This window comes from Candidatus Poribacteria bacterium, from assembly GCA_021295755.1.
In the GTDB taxonomy this organism is placed as follows: Bacteria; Poribacteria; WGA-4E; order WGA-4E; family PCPOR2b; genus PCPOR2b.
Genome location: JAGWBT010000194.1, coordinates 1 through 6,326, shown reverse-complemented (window position 1 = coordinate 6,326; position 6,326 = coordinate 1). Strand labels below are relative to the sequence as shown.

The window sequence follows — 6,326 nt, the reverse complement described above, 5'->3', positions numbered from 1 at the left end:
CATTTCGTCTTCTTGATAAGGACTTACTCTTTTGAAAACAGCTTTAGTTTGCATATTTTTCTCCTCCAATAACCAATGGTGTTAGCTTGACGCATGACCATTATAAATTTTAGCATATAACTGTTCTAAAGTGTTAGCACCGAACATTTTATCGCTACTTTGTTTCTCGCCTCAAAAACAGCGTCAAAACTGAGGTCGCCAACGGCAGCATAACCAATCCATCTAGCAATTTCGGCAATCCAACCCGATCACCAATCATACCGACCGGATAGTTCAATAATCCTGCGGTCCCCCATGCTGCGCCCATTGCAAAGCTGGAGGCAAGATTTTCATGTTTCGGAAGCAGTTGCTGCGCCAGAACGATATTGATCGTGACCGAAGTGGAAAGCGTAAAATTTCCCAAAAGCAGCAGAATTAAAAAGAGCGCGCCGCTACTATGCAACGCGGCGTATAGAATCGGTGGCGCGACAAGCAACGAAAAGCGTAACAAAGTATAATGGTTAATCCGATCTGAAAGAGAACCGCCGGTCATGATACCTATTGAACCGGCAAATACAAAGAGGGAAAGCACCGCTGAACGCTCGATGTTTGAAAAATCCTGTTGATCAAGGTGCAGTGATAGGAAATTCAACACCCCGACTGTCGTAACGGTTCTCAAGGTAGTGATTAGATATAACACGATGAGCGGACGCAGTTCGGGACGGAGGGCAATCCAGAGGGTTTCCTTCTTCGGTTCGGCGTGCGAAAACTGGTCGAGAGTAGTTGGTTCTCGCGACGAGTAGTGCGACGAGAAGCCCCGGAATCATACACCACACCAACCGCTCCAATCCATAGCGGTTTAACAAGAGCATGATGCAGAACGGTCCAATCGCTTGTCCTACGTTTCCCCCCGTAATAAACAAGGATACGCCGAATCCTCTCCCCCGCTTGGCTAATACCGCTGCTTGAACGGCTGCCGGCGGATGGAATGCTGCCACGGCCATGCCGCCAATTATCAGCAACAACATGAGCGCGAAAAGGGACGGGGCAGCACCCATTAAGCTGGTGCAAACTGAAGGTATCGCAACACCGAGAATCAAGAAGTACGCTGTCCGCCCTCGGTCTGCAAGTTGTCCAAAAAGTACCTGACTAAAGGAATTGAAAACCCCAGAAACGGCAATGAGTAACCCTGCAAGGCTACTCCAAGAGGTGGTTTGCGATACCAGTTTTCTGAACAGGAGTGGTAAAAGATGGGGTAGCGTCGTGGAGTAGGCATCGACGACGGCATGGGCGAACGTCAACAGATAAAGCCGATTACGGAGGGTAGTGTTAGATTTATCTGGTATCATTCTGTTTCAGCAGGGGGATCAGCACAACCGTTATCAATGGAAGCATCACCAATCCGTCCAACACCCTCGCCAGTCCAAAGTGGTCGCCGAGCAGTCCAACCGGAATACTCAACAATCCGCCAATGCTCCATGCTGCACCCATCATGAAACTGGAAGCGATGTTTTCGTGTTCAGGGAGCAATCGCTGGGCGAGAACGATATTAATCGTCGTTGAACTGGAGAGGACAAAATTTCCTAGAAAGAGAAGAACCAGAAAGGTGCCTCCTGTGCTATGCAGAGAGAGGTATAAAAGTGGGACGGAGGCGATGAAAGAAAACAGCAATAAACCGTAGTAGTTAATCCGATCGGAGAGCGATCCGCCTACCATGATGCCCATCGAGCCAGCAAATATAAACAGTCCGATAACTCCTGACCGTGCGAAGTTGGAGTACTGTAAGTCATCAAGATATAACGAGAGGAAATTTTCCAGTCCAATTCCTGTTATTGTGCGTACGACGGAGAGCAGATAAAGCACAAGGAGTGGTTGCCAGTGGGGACGAATTGCTTCCCAAAGATTCTTTCGTTTTGCAGAGCCGTTTGTGGGTGCTGCTGCCACTTGAGATGATACATTCACCGCTGCCGGCGGCGGTGTCTTCAAGACTTTCGGAATAAGCAACGCGATGAGGATCCCAGCGGACATGCACCACGGCATCGACTCCAACCCGTAACGGTACACCACCAGATACATGATGAGCAAGGGACCGAGACCGCGCCCGATGTTTCCTCCCGTCAGGAATATTGATATGGCAAAACCTCTCTCCCCTCTGGCGAGTGCTGCTGCTTGACTGGTGGCTTTTGGATGAAAAGCGGCAACACCGCAGCCGCCAATCCCTAGCAGCACGAGTGCGAAAAAAAGTGAAGGTGCAATTCCCAATAGACTCAGCGCAATAGCGGTGAATGCGACGCCAAAAGTCACGAAATGGAGCGTCTGAAACCGATCTGATGCCCAACCGAAGAAGATCTGCCCTAATGAGCTGAAGGTGCTATAAACTGAGATGATTATCCCTGCAAGGCTATTCCGCGCAGCGGTTTGAGATGCGAGTTTTTTGAGCAGTAGGGGGAGTAGGTGCGGTAAAACAGTTGCGTAGGAATCGATGACGGTATGGACAACGGTGAGGAAATAGAGTTGTTTACGTGGAGAAAATGGGGAAGTTTTTGGCATTAATGTAAGCGTTCAAACATTTGGCGTGTGTAAATCGTGGTCAGGGCATCTCAGCCGGACGACGTTATACCCAATCAAGAATCGAAAAAATGTTGCTTGTCCGGCGTCAAGAGGTAGAATAACGCAAAATTACGACGAGGTCAAGGTAATTTTTATTCCACTGGCTCCAATGTCGGGTACAATGCCATATGCTTCCCAGCACCGTCCATAGCGGTGACTGTGTTCCCCGACCACTGAATCCGATAGGGGTTCTCATATCCCACGGCGCGTTCCTGCGTCAAAAACTGCGGTCGATCAAAAGTCATTTTAACCTGAGCTCCTTCACGGACTTGTTCCACTTTCAGGTGATACCGGGTTATCGGTACTGCATTTCCGTCAACGGTTGCCCGAAGGGATTCGCACCAAGGGGGAATGCGAATGGAGAGCATCTCAATAGGGCGTTTCGTTTCGACCACCAGAGTGGTGGTACCGCTGAGGATTGTGACTGCTTCATGTTCGCGGGACAATAACAGATTGACGCGGACGTTGCCGTTATCTTCGCAGGTGATAATATGTTCCCAAGCGGATGCGATGCCCTGTAAGGCAGCACCGGTCAAATCTGAGTTATAGGAATGGAAACCGTTCGGCTCACCGAAGCAAAAAGCCCCCCGCGCTCGTCGTCGCAACTCTTCATACGCCCGTTTTTCGGTATTCTCCATCCCCTCATTTTCCGCAACCCATGACAGGTCGTCCATCTGTGAGGCAAGCAGATGGTTGCAAAGCATCCGTTCCGCATCTTCAAAATAGGAGCTATAGCCCGACGCACCAAGCAGACATGCTGCCTCGATTAGGTCTGCGGTACAGTTCGCCTCACCCCGACCGTATTTTGCGTTCACGCTCTCTTTGACCCAGCCGGTTGAGGTGCGATAGGGCAGCATCCCCACATCAAAGATGAGGCGTGCCCGGGCGGTAAACTCTCGCTCCCCGGTAATCAATCCTAGCTCTGCAAGCGAGGCGATTGTCCCGGTGATAGAGTGGATATGTGTCCCACAGGTTGGGGTCAACTCTCCATTCTCCCCGAAACTAACCGCGAGGGCGTGGCGGGCGAAACGGAGTGCCAGATCTATCCCCAGCGAATCGTCAAAGGTATGGCTGTAGGCGATTAGTGCACCGATTGCCCGCTCAGAAGTTGTCGTTGCTATGTTATCTTCCTGCCAACCGTCTGGTTCCAAGCATCTCCCCGGATACGTTCCGGTGGCGCGGGTCGTTTTCTCCATTGCTGTAACGATTGCTTTGGCATATTGCTCGGCTTTCGGATCGCCCCAAATCCGCCAGACAGCGATTAAGGCGAGCAACGCTTCGCGCTGATGGTGCATATATGCTAAGGGTGGGCTTGAATCGCCCCCCATATCGTCCCAAGCGAAACCGTCGCTGTGATCACAGCTCGCAAAAATTTGTTTGCGCAGCCCTTCTAGCAGTTCCGTATCATCCGGCAAACCAACCATCCCATGGCACACATTGAGGGCATGTAGGAATCTACCGACGGTGTGTGGCGTATCAGCGGCTTCGTGCTGAGACCAAACAGGCGGCGAAATCAGGTTGAAGCGGAAATATGGCCGGCAGTCTCGCTCACGATCTACGCTGTTACAGATATGTTCGATACCGAGCAGTACGTTTACCCGGAGATCGATTGGTTCCATTGGATCTTTCATCTGTCACCCTTTCTTTAGCGAACTAGCGTCCCTAAAGTCTCCCACTTTCCCCTTTACAATACGAACGAGAGGGGGTATTATTCTCGACAGCTAACCTTTACGGAAGGATAATCCATAAGATGATAGCCACCTCAAACTACCCCTCCCCCGAAGTCCTTGTTGCGATTATGAACAACCAGCGGGACTTGGAGATTGCGCGAACGCAGCGTTGGTATCGCATTCCTACCGACAGGAGGTCCCAGTCTATCCGAAATATAATAAATCAGATGTGATACCTCGCATTCTATCAAACCAAGGTTTTCGGAAGAGATGCTTTTGCCGTGAACTACTACATGGAGATTAACCAGATAAGTACAGCACGGCGGATCGAACTGTTGCCTGACGAGGCAGGAAACCAGAATGCGGAGACGCTGTATTACAAACTGGAGATTTCACCATTACAACGGTTGCCGCAACCAATTCCAAGCAAACGCCTAAGGCGCGTCACTTTCATTACGACGACACTAGCGAAACTCAATGCAGCGCAGGATCCGATCGAAGATCTGATGTGGGACGGGTTAAGAGTCGCTGAAATCCAAGCGGAACGTCAGTATGAAATCCGTGAACGCAACACCAATTATGATCTGGATTTCGCAATCGAGTGCAGCGATGGAACTATGATTAACATCGAATGCAACGGTGCCACTCACGATTACGACGATGCTGTAAGATGGGATAGAAGAAGAAATACCTACCTAACAACCCGCGGATGGTTGGTTCAGCGTTTCGGTACGGACGAGATTCGCAACGACATACACGGCTGCATCGATCAGGTCCGAACACTCATCGACCGACACGGAGGACCTGTCGATCGTAGCTTGGCTTACGACCTCTACCGAGATGATACAGATGCACAACTGAATCTCTTTGAGGAAGAAGAGGAATGAACATTGGGTACAGATTCACAATTGGACCTCTTCGAGATCGCAGACTAGTCACATTCTTCAGACCGAAAAGATTTTTCTCGCCCACCGTTCCACGACCACCTTCTTCTGTGTGAAGAACTCAACCGCGTCTTTGCCCTGTCCGTGCATATCCCCGAAGAAGCTATCCTTCCACCCGCTGAACGGGAAAAACGCCATCGGTGCCGCAACGCCGAGGTTAATCCCGATATTACCAATCTCCGCCTCGTAGCGGAACTTCCGTGCAGCGGCGCCGCTGGTGGTGAATAGACACGCCATATTCCCATAACTTCCACCGTTTACCAGCGAAATTGCATCGTCAATCGTGTCCACATGGATGGCACTCAAAACCGGACCAAAAATCTCCGTCTTGACTATTTCGCTCGATGGATTCACATCGCCCAAGAGCGTTGGGCGGACGAAATTTCCATTTTCATATCCGGAGATCTGCGGATTGCGTCCGTCGACCAAAGCCTTCGCACCCTCATCCAACCCCTTCTGGATAAGTCCTTCGATTCGGGATCTGCTTTCAGGCGTTATCACGGGACCCATCTCAACGCCCTCCTCTAACCCGTAGCCAACGACTCGCGTTTCTGCAGCATCGGTCATCGCATCCGTGAACCACTCTCGCGCCTCACCGACGGTAACAGCCAGTGAAGCCGCCAAACACCGTTGCCCCGCGCATCCGAAGGCGCTCTCGGCGGTCGCGTGACGCGTCATTTCTGGATCCGCATCCGGTAGGACAATAATTGGGTTCTTCGCTCCACCTTGGCATTGAGCGCGTTTACCGTTGGCTGTCGCCCGGCTATAAACATACCTAGCGGTTGCTGTCGAACCGACAAAGCTGACCGCCTTAATGGTGGAGTTATCTAGAATAGCGTTTACTGTAGCCTCGGAACCGTTCACTAAGTTGACAACGCCTTTGGGTAGTCCTGTACCTTCGATCAGTTGAAAAATCTTCTGCATCGTCAGCGGCACTTTCTCGGAAGGCTTGACGATATACGTGTTGCCACAGGCGATAGCGTACGGCATAAACCACGATGTAATCATTCCGGGGAAGTTAAATGGTGCGATTGCCGCACAAACACCCACCGGCTGCCGAATCATGATTTCATCAATGCCGGTAGCGATATCTTCGAGGTTATAACCCTGCATCAGCGTCGAA

General features: G+C 50.9%; 4 protein-coding genes and 1 pseudogene. 1 reads left to right on the top strand and 4 read right to left on the bottom strand.

Features of this window, described 5'->3' with window-relative positions; all coding sequences use genetic code 11:
• Positions 1–154: 154 nt before the first annotated feature.
• The 3 genes and pseudogenes from J4G02_21325 to J4G02_21315 form a co-directional block, all read right to left on the bottom strand.
• Positions 155–1,328, bottom strand: a pseudogene (locus J4G02_21325) (MFS transporter).
• Positions 1,315–2,529, bottom strand: a complete 1,215-nt coding sequence (locus J4G02_21320) for an MFS transporter (GenBank protein ID MCE2397065.1) — start codon at positions 2,527–2,529, stop codon at positions 1,315–1,317. The pseudogene J4G02_21325 and the gene J4G02_21320 overlap by 14 nt, the downstream one beginning before the upstream one ends.
• 152 nt (positions 2,530–2,681) lie before the next feature.
• Positions 2,682–4,220 (bottom strand): glycoside hydrolase family 127 protein, encoded by a 1,539-nt coding sequence (locus J4G02_21315; GenBank protein ID MCE2397064.1) that lies wholly within the window; start codon positions 4,218–4,220, stop codon positions 2,682–2,684.
• Between the two features lie 320 nt (positions 4,221–4,540).
• On the opposite strand from J4G02_21315, the gene J4G02_21310 reads away from it, so the two are divergent.
• Positions 4,541–5,146 carry a DUF559 domain-containing protein gene (locus J4G02_21310; protein ID MCE2397063.1) on the top strand — a complete coding sequence of 202 codons (606 nt, stop codon included), beginning with the start codon at positions 4,541–4,543 and terminating at the stop codon, positions 5,144–5,146.
• A gap of 57 nt (positions 5,147–5,203) precedes the next feature.
• Here the strand turns inward: J4G02_21310 and J4G02_21305 are convergent.
• A partial coding sequence (locus tag J4G02_21305) for an aldehyde dehydrogenase family protein (protein MCE2397062.1) occupies positions 5,204–6,326 on the bottom strand: 1,123 nt, incomplete at its 5' end.